This is a genomic window from Methylobacterium sp. Gmos1, assembly GCF_053764715.1.
This window is the reverse complement of the sequence record NZ_JBSNCC010000042.1, coordinates 1-15,395: the sequence shown is the minus strand read 5'-3', so window position 1 is coordinate 15,395 and position 15,395 is coordinate 1. Positions and strand designations below refer to the sequence as shown.

General features: G+C 72.3%; 12 protein-coding genes. 6 read left to right on the top strand and 6 right to left on the bottom strand.

Features of this window, described 5'->3' with window-relative positions:
- Positions 1 to 45 precede the first annotated feature (45 nt).
- Positions 46 to 582, bottom strand: coding sequence for a superoxide dismutase family protein (locus ACS5PV_RS32285; RefSeq protein WP_455399403.1), 537 nt, complete (start codon positions 580 to 582; stop codon positions 46 to 48).
- 116 nt (positions 583 to 698) lie between these two features.
- On the opposite strand from ACS5PV_RS32285, the gene ACS5PV_RS32280 reads away from it, so the two are divergent.
- Both ACS5PV_RS32280 and ACS5PV_RS32275 read left to right on the top strand, forming a co-directional pair.
- Positions 699 to 1,442, top strand: coding sequence for a TlyA family RNA methyltransferase (locus tag ACS5PV_RS32280; protein WP_455399402.1), 744 nt, complete (start codon positions 699 to 701; stop codon positions 1,440 to 1,442).
- On the top strand, positions 1,439 to 2,686 hold the full coding sequence (locus tag ACS5PV_RS32275; protein ID WP_455399401.1) for a class I SAM-dependent RNA methyltransferase: 1,248 nt from the start codon (positions 1,439 to 1,441) through the stop codon (positions 2,684 to 2,686). Before ACS5PV_RS32280 ends, ACS5PV_RS32275 begins: the two co-directional genes overlap by 4 nt.
- A 245-nt stretch (positions 2,687 to 2,931) precedes the next feature.
- Here ACS5PV_RS32275 and ACS5PV_RS32270 read toward each other — a convergent pair whose 3' ends face one another.
- Genes ACS5PV_RS32270 through zwf form a run of 3 tightly spaced genes read right to left on the bottom strand, consistent with a single transcriptional unit; the run spans position 2,932 to position 9,093 of the window.
- Positions 2,932 to 5,634: an MGH1-like glycoside hydrolase domain-containing protein gene (locus ACS5PV_RS32270; protein ID WP_455399400.1), complete on the bottom strand. Its 2,703-nt coding sequence runs from the start codon at positions 5,632 to 5,634 to the stop codon at positions 2,932 to 2,934.
- 20 nt (positions 5,635 to 5,654) lie between these two features.
- Positions 5,655 to 7,571 (bottom strand): amylo-alpha-1,6-glucosidase, encoded by a 1,917-nt coding sequence (locus ACS5PV_RS32265; RefSeq protein WP_455399399.1) that lies wholly within the window; start codon positions 7,569 to 7,571, stop codon positions 5,655 to 5,657.
- Position 7,572: 1 nt separating this feature from the next.
- Positions 7,573 to 9,093: a glucose-6-phosphate dehydrogenase gene (gene zwf / locus ACS5PV_RS32260; protein WP_455399398.1), complete on the bottom strand. Its 1,521-nt coding sequence runs from the start codon at positions 9,091 to 9,093 to the stop codon at positions 7,573 to 7,575.
- A 182-nt stretch (positions 9,094 to 9,275) separates the two neighbouring features.
- Between zwf and ACS5PV_RS32255 the strand changes: the two genes are divergently transcribed.
- Positions 9,276 to 10,208: a 2-dehydropantoate 2-reductase gene (locus tag ACS5PV_RS32255; RefSeq protein ID WP_455399397.1), complete on the top strand. Its 933-nt coding sequence runs from the start codon at positions 9,276 to 9,278 to the stop codon at positions 10,206 to 10,208.
- 304 nt (positions 10,209 to 10,512) lie between these two features.
- Here the strand turns inward: ACS5PV_RS32255 and ACS5PV_RS32250 are convergent, their stop codons facing one another.
- Together ACS5PV_RS32250 and fahA are read right to left on the bottom strand one after the other, a co-directional pair.
- Positions 10,513 to 10,827, bottom strand: a complete 315-nt coding sequence (locus ACS5PV_RS32250; RefSeq protein WP_455399396.1) for a hypothetical protein — start codon at positions 10,825 to 10,827, stop codon at positions 10,513 to 10,515.
- Positions 10,828 to 10,958: 131 nt separating this feature from the next.
- A complete protein-coding gene (fahA, locus tag ACS5PV_RS32245) occupies positions 10,959 to 12,281 on the bottom strand; it encodes a fumarylacetoacetase (protein WP_455399395.1) in 1,323 nt (440 codons plus the stop codon).
- Positions 12,282 to 12,504: 223 nt separating this feature from the next.
- On the opposite strand from fahA, the gene ACS5PV_RS32240 reads away from it, so the two are divergent.
- The 3 genes from ACS5PV_RS32240 (at position 12,505) to ACS5PV_RS32230 (ending at position 15,050) form a co-directional block, all read left to right on the top strand.
- Positions 12,505 to 13,380 (top strand): 2-dehydro-3-deoxygalactonokinase, encoded by an 876-nt coding sequence (locus ACS5PV_RS32240; RefSeq protein WP_455399394.1) that lies wholly within the window; start codon positions 12,505 to 12,507, stop codon positions 13,378 to 13,380.
- Positions 13,371 to 13,982 (top strand): 2-dehydro-3-deoxy-6-phosphogalactonate aldolase, encoded by a 612-nt coding sequence (locus tag ACS5PV_RS32235; RefSeq protein WP_455399393.1) that lies wholly within the window; start codon positions 13,371 to 13,373, stop codon positions 13,980 to 13,982. The genes ACS5PV_RS32240 and ACS5PV_RS32235 overlap by 10 nt, the downstream gene beginning before the upstream one ends.
- Positions 13,983 to 14,117: 135 nt before the next feature.
- On the top strand, positions 14,118 to 15,050 hold the full coding sequence (locus ACS5PV_RS32230) for a tyrosine-type recombinase/integrase (protein WP_455399392.1): 933 nt from the start codon (positions 14,118 to 14,120) through the stop codon (positions 15,048 to 15,050).
- Positions 15,051 to 15,395 lie beyond the last annotated feature (345 nt).

The following is a 15,395-nucleotide window of genomic DNA, read 5'->3' as shown; positions in this document are numbered from 1 at the left end:
ACGTCGTCAGTGTCGCCCGGCGTCAGCGCTGACACGGTCCCGGGCCTACTTGATCACCGCGCAGGCGATGCGGGCACCCGCATTGCCGATCGGCTGGGTGGAATGGTCGTCCTCGTTGGCGTGGATGATCAAGGCCGAGCCGTCATTGTCCTTCAGCCCGCCCTCGCCGGTGAGCGGCGTGTCGCTCGACACCTCGGCATTCACCGAGCCGTCGGCATTGGCGTAGACGTTCGGCAGGTCGCCCTCGTCGGGCCCTTCGGCGTTGAGCAGGCCGTGCTTGGCGTTGTCGTGATTGACGTGCGCCTTCGACTCCTGGAACTTGTCGGTGTCGGCGCAGCTGCCGACCGCGTGGAAGTGGATGCCGTGCCAGCCGGGCGGCAGGCCGCCGGCCTGGATCGCCACCCGCATCACCAGGGTGTTGGCGCCGTCGCGCAGCGCGATCTTGCCGATCGTCTCGCCCTTGTTGTTGACGATCGGCGCATCGTAGGTCGTCGGTGCGGCCTGATCAGCAGGCTTGTCCTGCGCGAAGGCCGGGGCCGCAAGGCCCAGGGCCAGGACGCTCGCGAGCGTGACGAGTCTCATGAGAACACTCTCCTCCTGTGTCGCGGTGTAGCTAGGGCGCGCGGCGCCATCGGGGACGGTCGGGCACGAGCGAACCCACGACGCAGCGGTAGATATTCGACCAAGGGCAACAGGTGATGACGACGGGCGAGCGCCTGCGGGCCGACCGCCTCCTGGTGGAGGCGGGCCATTTCGAGAGCCGGGCGCGAGCCCAGGCCGCGATCGAGGCCGGGCTGGTGCGGGCGGACGGCGTCGTCGTGCGCCGGGCGTCCGACTTGGTCGCGAGGGGCGCCGCGATCGTGGCGGAAGCCCCGCACCCCTACGTCTCCCGCGGCGGGCTGAAGCTCGCCGCCGCCCTCGACGCGTTCGGGATCGACCCGGCCGGCCGGACCTGCCTCGATATCGGCGCCTCGACCGGCGGCTTCACCGACGTGCTCCTGCGCCGCGGCGCGGCCCACGTCCACGCCGTCGATGTCGGCCGGGGCCAGCTCCATCCGAGCCTCGCCGGCGATCCCCGCGTCTGCGCCCTCGAGGCGACCGATGCCCGCTCCCTCGGCCCGCTCCCGGTGCCGCCCTCCCTCCTGGTGATCGACGTGAGCTTCATCTCCCTGCGGCTGGTCCTGCCGGCCGTGATCCCGCTCCTGGCCCCCGACGCCGCGCTGGCAGTCCTGGTCAAGCCGCAATTCGAGGCCGGGCGCGAGCATGTCGGCCGCGGCGGGCTGGTGCGCGACGAGGCGGTGCAGGACGCGGTCTGCGCGCGCATCCGGGCGCTGGTCGAGTCCCTGGGCTTTGCGGTGCGCGGCCTGATCCCGTCGCCGGTCGAGGGCGGCGACGGCAACCGCGAATTCCTGATCGGCGCCGTGCGGGAGGCTGCGCGATGAGCGAGGTTCTGGAGATCGCCCGCCTGGGCCTGCGCGGCGACGGGGTCACGGCGGACGGCATCGTCGTGCCGGGCGCGCTCCCGGGCGAGACGGTGCGGGCGGAGCCGGAGGAGGGGACCCGGCCGCCCCGCGCCCGGCTCGACACGGTGCTGAGCCCGTCGGCCGACCGGATCGACCCGTTCTGCCCGTATTTCGGCACCTGTGGCGGCTGCGCGATCCAGCACCTCGCGCCCGCGCCTTACGGTGAGTGGAAGCGCGACCTCGTCGTCGGGGCGCTCGCGCGGGCCGGAATCGATGCGCCGGTGGGGCCGCTCCTCGACGCGCACGGATCGGGGCGCCGCCGCATCACCCTGCACGTGCGGGCCGGCGAGGGCGGGCCACAGGCGGGTTTCATGGCTGCGCGCAGCCACGCGCTGGTGGCGATCGACCATTGCCCGATCACCGAACCCGCCCTGCACCGGGCGCCCGAGATCGCTCGCCGGGTCAGCCGGCCGCTCGGCGGCGGAGGCGGCAAACCCCTCGACGTGCAGGTGACCGCGACCGCCGGCGGCCTCGACGTCGACATCCGCGGCCACGGGCCGGCCTCCGACCGGGTGCGCCAGGCCCTGGTGCTGCTCGCCGGCGAGCTCGACCTCGCGCGTCTCTCGCTCCACGGCGACGTGCTGATCGTGCGCCGCCCGCCCGAGATCCCGGCCGGCCGCTCCCGGCTGGTGCCGCCGGCCGGCGGCTTCCTCCAGGCGACCGCCGAGGGCGAGGCGACGCTCGCCCGCCTCGTCGTCGAGGGGGTGGGGAAGGCGAAACGCGTCGTCGACCTCTTCTCCGGCGCCGGTGCCTTCTCGCTGGCGCTGGCGGAAGGCCACACCGTCCACGCCGTCGAAGGCGAGGAAGGGGCGCTCAAGGCCCTCGACCGCGCCTTTCGCGACACGGGCGGCCTGCGCACCATCACGACCGAGCGCCGCGACCTCTTCCGCCGTCCGCTGCTCGCCCCCGAGCTCGACCGCTACGACGCCGTGGTGTTCGACCCGCCGCGAGCCGGCGCCGAGGCGCAGAGCGCGCGGATCGCCGAATCGAAGGTGCCGGTGGTGGTCGGCGTGTCTTGCGACGCCGGCAGCTTCGCGCGCGACGCGGCGTTGCTGGTGCGCGGGGGCTACCATCTCGAGGCGGTGACCCCCGTCGACCAGTTCCGGCACTCGCCGCATGTCGAGATCGTCGGGGTGTTTCGGCGGCCGGGGAAGAAGCGGTAAGTCTTATTCAGCAAAGCGCGGGATCCCCTCTCCTGTGTGGGAGAGAGGTAGGGGCGATCGAAGATCGCGCAGGGTGGCTTGGTGCCCGAATAAGTCTTGAAGCGTCGAGCTGGGCAGCTCAACGGTTCAGGATCATTGCGGAAACCGAGCCACCCTCACCCCTGACCCCTCTCCCACACGGGAGAGGGGAACCGCGCTTTACTTTCAATAGTTGGCGATAGTGGACACGCGTATCGCAATTCGGCCTACCCCTCCGGCGCCGCCGGCACCTCCCCGCCCGCCACGTCCCGCCGCGGCTGGAGCAGCAGTGCCAGCAACCCGGTCCACCCGGTCTGGTGTGCCGCACCCAGTCCCGCCCCGGTATCTCCGTGGAAATACTCGTGGAACGGGACGTGGTCGCGAAAGTGCGGGTCGTCCTGGAACAGCGGGTTGTCCCCCAGCACCGGGCGGCGGCCGTCGGGGCCGCGCAGCACCAGGCGAGTGAGGCGGGCGGAGAGTTCGTCGGCGATCTCCGGCAGGGTGAGGTAGGTCTTCGAGCCCGACGGGCACTCGATCTTGAACTCGGGCCCGTAGAACCGCCCGAACTCGGTCAGCGCCTCGACCAGCAAAAAGTTGATCGGCAGCCAGATCGGGCCGCGCCAGTTCGAGTTGCCGCCGAACACCGCGGTGGTCGATTCCGCCGGTTCGTAATCGACCGCGAAGGTCTGGCCGTCCCAGGGGAAGCGGAACGGCTCGGCCTCGTGCGCCTTCGAGACCGAGCGAACGCCGTGGGGCGACAGGAACTCGGTCTCGTCGAGCATCCGGCGTAGCAGCGCCTTCATGCGGTGGCGGCGCAGCAGCGAGAGCAGCACCCGGTTGCCGCGGCCCGGCTCCTCCCAGCGGGAGACCTGGGCGGCGAGGTCGGGGCGGTGGGTGAGGAGCCAGCGGGCCCGCTTGGCGAAGGCGGGGAAACGCTTTGCCATATCGTCGTCCAGCACCTCGACGGCGCAGAGCGGGATCAGCCCGACGAGGGAGCGCACCCGGAGCGGCACCTGGCGGCCGTCGGGGAGGCTCAAGACGTCGTAGTAGAACTCGTCCGCCTCGTCCCACAGGCCGGTGCCGTTGCCGCCGACATGGGTCATCGCCTCGGCGATGGTGAGGAAGTGCTCGAAGAACTTGGTGGCGATGTCCTCGTAGACCGGATCCTCGACCGCGAGTTCGAGCGCGATCCGCATCAGGTTGAGGCTGTACATCGCCATCCAGGCGGTGCCGTCGGCCTGGTCGAGGGTGCCGCCGGTGGGAAGCTTGGCCGAGCGGTCGAAGATGCCGATGTTGTCGAGGCCGAGGAAGCCGCCCTGGAAGACGTTACGGTCGCCGGCATCCTTGCGGTTCACCCACCAGGTGAAGTTCAGCATCAGCTTGTGAAAGACGCGCTCCAGGAAGGCGCGGTCGGCCCGGCCCGTCATCGCCTGGTCCATGCGGTAGACGCGGAGCGCCGCCCAGGCATGGACCGGCGGGTTCACGTCGCCGAAGGCCCATTCGTAGGCCGGCAGCTGCCCGTTCGGGTGCATGTACCATTCGCGGGTGAGCAGGATCAGCTGGCCCTTGGCGAAGGCCGGGTCGATCAGCGCGAAGGTCACGCAGTGGAAGGCGAGGTCCCAGGCCGCGTACCAGGGATATTCCCACTTGTCCGGCATCGAGACGATGTCGGCGTTGTTGAGATGCGTCCAGTCGCTGTCGCGGCCGTGGCGGCGGCTCTCGGGAGGGGCCGGCTGGGCCGGATCGCCGGCGAGCCAGCGCCGGACGTCGAAATGGTAGAACTGCTTCGACCACAGCATGCCGGCGAGCGCCTGGCGCTGCACCAGCCGGGCGTCCGGATCGGCGATGTCGCGCTGGAGCGCGGCGTAGAAGGCATCGGCCTCGGCGAGGCGGCGGGCCATCACGGCGTCGAAACCCGCGGCGTCGCGCTCGTCCGGGTTGGAGGCGGGGCTCAGGCGGAAGCGCAAAATCGCGACGCCGCCCGCCGGCACGGTGAGCGTCGTCCAGGCGGCGCATTTGGTGCCCTCGGCCAGCGGGTCCACCGCCTCGCGCCGGCCCGCGACGACGCGGTCGTGGATCGCGTCCTTCGGGTGGGCGGGCCCGGGCGTACCGAACAGGCGCGTCGTGTTGGTCTCGTTCTCGCAGAACAGGAACTCGGCCGGCTGGAGGGCCGCGAACCGCAAGGGGGCGGCGCGCCCGCGCGTCGCCTCGACGGCGCCCGCCTCGGTCAGGCGCAGGAGCGGGCGCGGTGAGTCGGGCTCCCACGATTCCCGCCCCCACGACCAGGTGTTGCGCGCCCAGAGGTGGGGCAGGACGTGCAGCTCCGCGGCGTCCGGGCCGCGGTTGACGATCGTGATCCGCATCAGGACGTCGTCCGGCGCGGCCTTGGCGTATTCCACCGTCACGTCGTGGTAGCGCCCGTCCGCGAACGCGCCGGTATCGGCGATCTCGTATTCGGGCATGTTTCGGCCCTTGCGCCGTCCGTTCTCGGCGACGAGGTCGGCGTAGGGATAGGGGCCGTGCGGGTACTTGTAGAGCATCCGCATGTACGAATGCGTCGGGGTGGCGTCGAGGTACCACCACAGCTCCTTGACGTCCTCGCCGTGGTTGCCCTCGTCGTTGGTGAGGCCGAACATCCGCTCCTTCAGGATCGGGTCGCGGCCGTTCCACAGCGCCAGCGCCAGGCACCAGATCTGGCGGTCGTCGCTGAAGCCCGCGATGCCGTCCTCGCCCCAGCGATAGGCGCGGGAGCGGGCGTGGTCGTGGGGCAGGTAGTCCCAGGCGGTGCCGCCCGCGCTGTAATCCTCCCGTACCGTCCCCCATTGCCGCTCGCTGAGATACGGGCCCCAGCGGTGCCAGCCCTCGGTGGCGACGGCGGCGAGGCGGCGGCCCTCCTCGGTATCAGCGAGGCAGGGGGCGGGATCGGGCATCGCAAGGTCCTCCACGGGAGTCACACCGGATCGAGGTCGAGCATCCGCCGCACGCGGATCAGCTCGCCGAGGGACCAGGCCTGGAACGGGCAGCCGCCGGGGCGATGCGGCGGGTCGCCGTCGACCACCTCCGAGACGTGGCCGAGGCCGGCCTCGTCCAGGTGGGCCTGGAGCGGCGGCAGGAAGCGCGTCCGCGCCTCGGCCTTGTCCTCGGCCGAGCGGCCGCGCACGGAGAGCCAGGCATCGACGAAGGGGCCGATCAGCCAGGGCCAGACCGTACCCTGGTGGTAGGCACCGTCGCGCTCCGCCGGACCGCCGGCATAGGTGCCGCGGTAGTCCGGGTCGGCGGGATCGAGGGAGCGCAGGCCCAAAGGCGTGAGGAGGCGCGCTTCGACGGCATCCACCACCGCCCGGGCGGCATCGCCGGTCAGCAGCGGATGGGGCAGGCCGCCGATGGCGAGAATCTGATTCGGCCGCATCCGTGCATCGACCGCGCCCGCGACGTGGTCGGCGTCGATCACGTCGTAGAGGGCGCCGCCGGGCGAGACGAAGCGCTCGACGCTGGCGGAGGCGCGCCGCTCCAGGTCGCGCCAGCCCGTCGCCCGCTCCGGCCAGCGCGCGATGCCGATGCGCAGCGCGTTGATCCACAGGGCCTGGATCTCGACCGGCTTGCCGATGCGCGGCGTGACCACCCGGTCGCCGACCTTGGCGTCCATCCAGGTCAGCTGCACACCCGGCACGCCGGCGCGCAGGAGCCCGTCGGCATCGGCCTCGATCCCGAAGCGCGTGCCGGCGGCGTATCCGTCGAGGATCGCCGCGCAGGCCGCGGCGAGGCGCGCGCCTTCCTCCTCCGGCACCGGACGCCCCGCGGCTCCGTGAGCCGCGAGCACGTCGTCGACCGCCACCACGTACCAGAGCGAGGCGTCGACCGCGTTGTACTCGGGCGCCTCGCCGCGGTCGGGGAAGCGGTTCGGCATCATGCCCTCGCTTACCGCGCCGGCCCAGGCGAGCAGGATCGCGCGGGCCTGGACCAGCGCGCCGGTGGCGACGAGGAGGCCGCGCAGCGCGATGAAGGTGTCGCGACCCCAATCGGTGAACCACGGAAAGCCCGCCACCAGGGTGCGTCCGCCCGGCCGGTCGACGAGGTAGGCGCCGGCCGCCAGCGCCAAGGGCGACAGGGCCTCGCGGCGCATCCGCTCGGACGCGATCAGCCGCTCGGCATGGGCCGCGGCGCGGATCCCGAGCCCGTCGCCCGCGCGCAGGATCATCACCGCCGGGCCCGCCGTGAGGTCGAAGGCGAAGGAGCCCGGGCTCGCCAGATCCTCGCTGGCGTCGAGCCCGCGCTCGGCCTCGGCCGCGTAGAGGAAGTTGCGGTACCACTCGGGCGCGTGCGCGTAGGCGCCGTTGGTGAGCACTGCCACCGCCGGCAGGTCGGGGTAGGGCCGCCAGGCAACGTTGCCGCCCTGGACGGTCGCCGCGAAGGCGAAGGCCGGGTTCTCGTGGTGGAGGGCGTGGTAGTCGCGCCCCGAGAGGAGCGGGCGCACGGCGAGCGTGCAGGGGCCGTCGCCGGAGACGCGCTGCCAGCGCAGCAGCGTCTCGCAGGAATCCGGCTCGAGCAGCACCTCGTGCAGGATCGTGGTGCCGTCCGGCAGGCGATAGGTCCAGCTGGGCCAGGGGCCGAGGGCAAAATCCGCGAGGTGGCGCCAGCCGTCCGGATGGATCACGTCCGGCGCGTATCTCTGCGTCGAGAGCGGCACGGTCCCGCCCCCGGTCGTCACCGCGGCCTCGACCCCGTTGACCAGCACCACCCGCCCGGTCGGCGGGGTCGTCGCGGTGAGAAGGAGGGCGTGGTAGCGCCGAGTGCGCGGGCCGGCGACCGGGCCGGACGCGAAGCCCCCGAGCCCGTCCGCCTCCAGCCACTCGCGCGCGTCGTCCACCTCACTCGCCGTCGAGCGGCAGCCAGTGCCGGCCGTCGCGGGCGAGCAGGTCGTCGGCCGCCTTCGGCCCGGCACTGCCCGATTCGTAGGGCTCCGGCTCGCCGCCGGCGCCCCAGGCCTTCACCAGCGGGTCGACCACGGCCCAGGACGCCTCGATGTTGTCGGCTCGCTGGAACAGGGTCGCGTCGCCGCACAGGCAGTCGTAGAGCAGGGTCTCGTAGCCGACATTCGGCTCCTGGGCGAAGAAGTCGCCCTCGCGGAAGGTCGAGCGCACGGCGCCGAGCCGCATCGACGGTCCCGGCACCTTGGCGTTGAACTCGGTGCTCATGCCCTGGACCGGATCGACCATGATCCGCAGGATGTTGGGGGCGATCTCCTCGACCGGGGTGTCGCGGAACAGCCGGTAGGGCGCCGGCTTGAAATGCACCGCGATCTCGGTGCGCCGCCCGGTCATCCGCTTGCCGGTGCGCAGGTAGAACGGCACCCCGCCCCAGCGCCAGTTGTCGATGGTGAGCTTCAAGGCCGCGTAGGTCTCGGTGCGGCTGTCGCCCGCGACGTGCGGCTCGTCGCGGTAGGACGGGACGGCGCGGCCCTGGACGGTGCCGGCGCGGTACTGGCCGCGCACCGCGTCCTCCGGCTGGACCGGGCGCACGGCCTGGACGAGCTTCGCCTTCTCGGTGCGCACGACTTCCGCATCGAAGGAGACCGGCGGCTCCATCGCGGTCATGCACAGGAGCTGGAACAGGTGGTTGGGCACCATGTCGCGCAGCGCCCCTGTCGGCTCGTAGAAGGCGCCGCGCTCCTCGACGCCGATGGTCTCGGCGGCGGTGATCTGGACGTGGTCGACGAAGTCGCGGCGCCAGATCGGCTCGAACATCCCGTTGGCGAAGCGGATCGCCATGATGCTCTGCACCGTCTCCTTTCCGAGGAAGTGGTCGATCCGGTAGAACTGCGACTCGTCGGCGACCGCGAGGATCCGCTTGTTGAGCTCCTGCGCCGAGGCGAGGTCGCTGCCGAACGGCTTCTCGATCACGACCCGGCGGAACGCGTCGTCCGACTGCTTCAGGAGCCCGGCCTCGCCCAGATGCTCGACGATCGGCGCGAAGAAGCGCGCCGCCACCGCGAGATAGAACACCGCGTTGCCGGGGATCTTCTCGGCGATCTGCCGGTAGGTCTCGGGCGCCAGGAAGTCGCCCGTGAGGTAGTGCAGCCGGTCGCGCACGAAGCCCCAGGCGGTCGGGTCGATGTGCTTGGCGTGGAACTCCGCCGTCTCGTCCTTGGTGAAGGACTCCATCGTGTCGGAGAGGTTCTTGCGCCAGCTCTCGTCCGAGCCGTCGCTGTGGTCGACGCCCCAGATCGTCGTCGTGCCGTCGAGGAGGCGGCTGCCCGCGAGGTTGTAGAGCGCCGGCATCAGCAGGCGCTTGGTCAGGTCGCCGCCGGCGCCGAAGATCACGATGGTGCAGGGAGGAGCGGGCTTGCTGCCGGAGGCGGCGTGCCCCTCCACCGGGACGTGCGACGTCATGGCGATCTCCTGGCCGTCAGCGGCGACGGCGCTGAAGCTAGATCCCGCAGCGCAGCAGACAAGGGAGGAAGCCGAGCGGCGGCGCGCGGGGGATGCAGGGCCGTCGCGCGGCCGCGCGGCCTTCCCGGGCTCCCGTCACCGGCTTAAGGTCCGGCGGACGACGATCGAGAGCGAGCGGAACGATGGCGGACGGCACGGGGCAGGCGGGCAGCGTCGCGGTGATCGGGAGCGGCGGGATCGGCGGCTACCTGGCGGGAGCGTTGGAGCGGGCCGGGCGGCCCGTCACGCTCTGCGTGCGCACGCCCTTCGACCGCCTCGTCGTCACCGACGCGGCCGGCGAGCGCGAGGTGCCGGTGCGCATCGTCGCCGATCCGGACCAGGTCGATCTGCGCGAGTCCGGCCCCGCCGACTGGGTGCTGGTGACGACGAAGGCGCAGGACACCGCGAGCGCCGAGCCGTGGTTCCGCCGCCTCGTGGGACCCGCAACCCGGGTGGTGGTGGTGCAGAACGGCGTCGGCCAGGCCGAGCGCGCGCGCCCGCACCTCGCCGAGGGCACGACGGTGCTGCCGGCGATCATCTACTGCTCGGTCGAGCGCACGGCGCCGGGCCGCATTACCCACCACGGCAGCACGAAGATGACCGTGCCGGCCGGCCCGGACGGCGCCGCCTTCGCGGATCTGTTTTCCGGCACGCCGTTCGAGATCACCCAGGAGGCGGATTTCGTCACGGTGGCGTGGCGCAAGCTCCTCAGCAACGCCGTGGTCAACCCGATCACCGCGCTGACCCTGCGGCGCATCGCGATCTTCAACGACCCGGCGATCCAGGGCCTCGCCCGCGGGCTGATGGACGAGGTGATCCGCGTCGCCAACGCCGAGGGCGCCCGGCTGACCGGGGAGGACGCAACCCGCATCCTCGACGGCTACCTGCGCATGACCGGCGACGGCGGCAGCTCGATGCTCTACGACCGCCTCGCCGGCCGTCCCCTGGAGCACGCCCACCTCACCGGCGCCGTCGTGGCGGCGGCCGAGCGCCATGGGATCGACGTGCCGCTCAACCGGGCGATCCTGGCGCTCGCCGGGGCGGTGAGCGGGCGGGGGCTGGCGGGGGAGCGGTAGGTCGTTTCTCCGACAGACTGGATGCCGGTTCGTCGCAGAACCGGATCTCCGTGCGCTGACGCTCCAGTCGTCCGGGGAAGGGGGCCTCACGACCGACGCTCGCCGGCAGGCTCGACCTTTGCCCGCTGTCATTACCGTTGCAATGCGATCGGACGCTGCCCGCGTCATGCGGGCGATTCACGCAGGCGGAGACCGTCAAGATCGCGGCCGAATGAACGACGCCCGGACGATGCACCACCGACCTCCCCGAGGAAGCCGGCGGCGCAAACGACCCGGCCGAGTTCATCAGCCGGATGGCGGCCAGCTAGCCGCCACCGTCGCTGCCCCCGCCGCCGGTATTCGGCAGACCGCGCTCGGGATCGGACGAGTTCGAGGTGTTGGCGGTGTCGTTGGACCAGTTGTCGGCGCCGAGGCCGCTGCGGGCGAGGGTGCCGGTGGAGCCGGGGCCGGAATTGTCGATCTGCGTCCGACTGCCCTCGAAGACTTCCTCTCGCCCCTGACCGGGCGTCGTGAGCCGCGGCGGGCCCGGCTCCCTGATCTCGGCAGGGTTGACTCCAGTCTGCGCGCAAGCTGGGAGCGCAAGAAACACCGCGATACCAGCGAGATACAATCTCCTCATGGACGCCTCCGGTGTCAGAAGCTCCGCGACTTCTGCGGAGCGGCATGCGTGATCTAGGTTTTCCTGTCGGGAATGGCACTTCATGATTCCGTGAGCGGCAGGCGCGATCGCGTCGACCGCCGAATGCCGGATTACGCGGGCAGCACCACCGCCCGGCAGGCGCCGAAGCCGATCGGGGCGAAGCCCGCGCGCCGGCCATGCGCCGTCAGGATCACCTCGTCGCCGTCCTCCAGGAAGCGGCGCTCCTCGCCGGTCGCGAGGCGGATCGGCGCCTTGCCGGCCCGGGTGGTCTCGAGCAGGCAGCCGGCGGAATCCGGGTCCGGGCCCGACAGCGTGCCGGTGCCGAGAAGGTCGCCCGGGCGCAGGTCGCAGCCGCCGCTGGTGTGATGGGCAATCATCTGCGCCACCGTCCAGTACATGTGCCGGGCGTTCGAGCGCGCGATCCGCTGCGGGCCCGAGCCGGCCTCGCGCGAGACCCGGGTCGCGAGCCAGATCTCCAGCTCGAGGTCGAGGGCGCCGCCGGCCTGGTCGACGGCGTCGAGGAGGTAGGGCAGGGGAGCGGGATCGCCCTCCGGCCGCGCCCCTTGCGCGACGCGGAACGGCGCCAGCGCCTCCGGCGTGACGATCCAGGGCGAGACCGTGGTGGCGAAGCTCTTGGCCAGGAACGGCCCGAGGGGCTGGGCTTCCCAGCCCTGGATGTCCCGGGCCGACCAGTCGTTGAGCAGGCAGAAGCCCGCCACCTGCCCGGCGGCCTCGCCGACCGGCACCGGCGTGCCGGGGTCGTTGCCCGGCCCGATCCACACCCCGAGCTCCAACTCGTAGTCGAGCCGGCGCGACGGGCCGAAGACCGGCGCGTCGAGATGGGCCGGCTTCGTCTGGCCGTGCGGCCGGCGCACCGGCACGCCGGAGGGCCGGATCGACGAGGCACGGCCGTGGTAGCCGACCGGCACGTGCTTGTAGTTCGCCATGAGCGGCTGGTCGGGCCGGAGCAGGCGGCCGGTGCTGGTGGCGTGGTGGATGCCGGCGAAGAAGTCGGTGTAGTCGCCGATCCGCGCCGGCAGGTGCAGCGTGCAGGAGGCGGCCGGGTGCAGGAGCGGCGGCACCCGGCCGCGATCCGGGCTCCCGGCCCGCAGGAGCGCGAAGACCTGGTCGCGCAGGGCCCGGCGCGGGCCGGCGCCGAGGGCGAGGAGCCCGTTGAGTTCCCCGGATTCCGCTGCCGCGACCGCCCGCGTCGCCTCGCCGGTGAGGAGGCCGGCGGCTTGCGCCGCCGGCAGGTCGAGGATGTGGTCGCCGATCGCGATGCCGGCCCGCTTCGCTCCATTGCCCCCCGCGGGATCCTCGGGCGAGAAGATCCCGAGCGGGAGGTTCTGGATCGGGAAATCGGGATGCCCGTCGGCCCCCGGCACGCAGCAGCGGGCGGAGGCATCGTGGGTGTGGTCGAGATCCGTCGGCATCACGCCGCCTCCGTCCTGGTCGGGTCGGCGCAAACGCCCGGCGCGGGCCGAAGCCCGGACGGCACCCGGCGGGTCACGGCCTCGACGATCATGGCGGCGTCTCCTCCCGGCCCGGTCGATTGGTTTCGATCGCAACCGTTTTGCCTGGATAGGAGCGGCCGCCTCGACGCGTCAAGCGCGGGGGCGGTTGCGCTCGGGCGGCCCCTGGGGCACAGCACCGGACATGATCGCGGTGGATTGGGGAACGAGCAGCGCCCGGGCCTACCGGCTCGCGCCGGATGGCGCGGTGCTGGCGCGGCGCGAGGGCGCGGGCGGCATCCTGCGGGTGCCCGAGGGCGGCTTTCCGGCGGCCCTGACGGAGATGGTCGGCGACTGGCTGGCGGCCGGCGAGACCCGGGTGCTGCTCTCCGGCATGGTCGGCAGCCGCCAGGGCTGGCAGGAGGCGCCGTATCTCGCCTGCCCGGCGGGGCTCGACGATCTGGCGGGCGCCCTCGTGCCGGTACCGTTCGCAGGCGCCACGGTGCGACTCGTGCCGGGCCTGAGCGCCGAGGACGCGGCGGGCACGCCGGAGGTGATGCGCGGCGAGGAGGTCCAGATCTTCGGCGCGCTCGCCGGGGACGAGGACGCGCTGATCTGCCTGCCCGGCAGCCACGCCAAATGGGTGCGGGTCGCGGGCGGGCGCGTCGCCGGCTTCACCACCAGCATGACCGGCGAGGCCTTCGCGGCGCTCAGCGGCCACACGATCCTCGGCCGGATGATGACCGGGCCGGCGGAGGTGGGCCCGGCCTTCGAGGCGGGAGTCGCCCGCTCGGCGGAAGGCGGCGGCCTTCTCCATCACCTGTTCGGCACCCGCGCCCTCGGGCTGTTCGGCCGGCTCGCGCCGGAGGACGCGGCGAGCTACCTGTCGGGCCTGTTGATCGGGCACGACGTCGCGGCCGCGATGACCGAGGCCGCGATCGTGCGTCTTGTGGGTTCCGGCCCGCTGATGGCGCTCTACGGCCGGGCGATCGCCCTCAAGGGCGGGCAGGCGGTCGCGGGCGATCCGGACGCCGCCGCGCGCGGCCTGGCACTGATCGGGGAGAGAACCGAATGGCCGTGACGGACTGGCTCTCGCGCTGCCCCCTGGTGGCGATCCTGCGCGGCGTGCGCCCGGACGAGGTCGAGGCCATCGGCGAGGCGCTGGTGGCGGCGGGCGTGGTGATCCTCGAAGTGCCGCTGAACTCGCCCGAGCCGGTCGAGAGCGTGCGCCGCCTGGCCGCCCGCCTCGGCGACCGGGCGCTCGTCGGGGCCGGCACCTTCCGCCGCGAGGCCGAGGTCGCGGCGGTGGCGGAGGCCGGCGGCCGCCTCCTGGTGACGCCGCACGCCGATCCGGCCCTGGTGCGCGCGGCCAAGGCCCGCGGCATGGTGGCGATGCCGGGCTTCCTGACCCCGGCGGAAGCGTTCAGCCTGCTCGATGCCGGCGCCGACGCCCTCAAGCTGTTTCCGGCCGAGGCCGGCGGTCCGCCGATGCTGAAGGCCCTGCGGGCGGTGCTGCCGAAGGGCACGCCGCTGCTTCCGGTCGGGGGCGTCGATGCGCGAAGCCTGCCGGCGTGGCGCGAGGCCGGCGCCAGCGGTTATGGCTGCGGCTCCTCGCTCTACAAGCCCGGCGACACGCCGGACGTGGTCGCCGCCAAGGCAAAGGCGCTGATCGCCGCGCTCTGAACCAGCGGGGCCTGGGATGGGCCTCGTCCCGGTAGACGGGAAGGGCGGCCGCGATTCCACGGCTGCCCGCGCGATTCGCATAAGCAGTTTTTCTCAGAGAATTCCGCGTTAAGGGGTGTGCGTCATGCTCGGCGCATGACCAACGCCGAGATCATCGGGCTCTGGCTCGACGCCCTGGCCGCCGAGCGCGGCACCGCCGCTTCGTCGCTCACGACCTACCGCCGCGACGTGGCATGCTACCTCGGCTGGCTCGGCGAGCGCCACCTTGCCGACGTGACGCGACAGGACATGGTCGCCTATCTCGCCCATCTCGACCAGCGCGCGCTCTCGCACTCGACGATCAGCCGACGCCGCTCGGTGGCCAACGGCATCCACCGGTTCATGGTGGCGGAGGGCCTCGGGAGCGGCAATCCGGCCGCCGAGCTCCAGCCGATGAAACGGCCCGAGCGCCTGCCGTTCACGCCGGGCATCGAGGCCGTCGACCGCTTGATCGAGACCGCCCATGCCCTGGCGCGGGACGCATCGGTCGGACTCTACCGGCAGGCGGGCTATGCCCGGCGCGCGGCCCTGCTCGAGGCGCTCTACGCCAGCGGGATGCGAGTCTCCGAGGCGGTCACGCGGCCGGCCGACGCGGTCCGGCCGGGCATCCGGATGATCCATGTCCGCGGCAAGGGCGGCAAGGACCGGCTGGTGCCGCTCCACGACCGGGCGGTCGAAGCGATCGGCTGGTGGCGCGAGCTGGCGGGCCGGTACGGCTCCCGGTCTGATATCTGGTTGTTCCACCGGGTCTCGAACGGCGAGCAGCACCTGACGATCGATGCGGCCTTGAAGGAGATCAAGGAAACGGCCGCGGCCGCCGGGATCCCGAACGCCTCGCGCTGGTCGCCGCACAAGCTGCGCCACGCCTTCGCGACGCACCTCCTGCAGAACGGCGCCGACCTGCGGGTGATCGGCGAACTCCTGGGCCACGCCGACCTCGGCACCACGGAGGTCTACACCAAGGTGAACCTCTCGCGCGCCCAGAAGATGGTCAGGGACCTGCATCCCCTGTCGGACGCCTCGTCGTAGCAGCGGGCCCGGCGTCCCCCGCCCCGCGCTTCGCCGCACCGCCCCCCTGGGCCGGCGAGTTGACAGGCGAGCCGGCTACCCTTAAACGACCGCTCACCGACGGGGCGCCGAGACGAACGGCTCTGCCCCAGGGACTTCCTCAGAGACGATGAAGCAAGGGCCAGGGCAACCCGGCGCTGCTTTCTGTTCTCCAGGGTGTAGGATCAGGCTTCGGCCCGATCGGCTCTTTGACAAGTTCATACGAGAAAGAGAAGCGTGGACGGCGTCGTCCCTGCGGGTCGGTTCTTCGGAACCGGTCGTGAGTAGGATGATGCTGGTCTGACGTTTCGGTGCTCACACGATCAG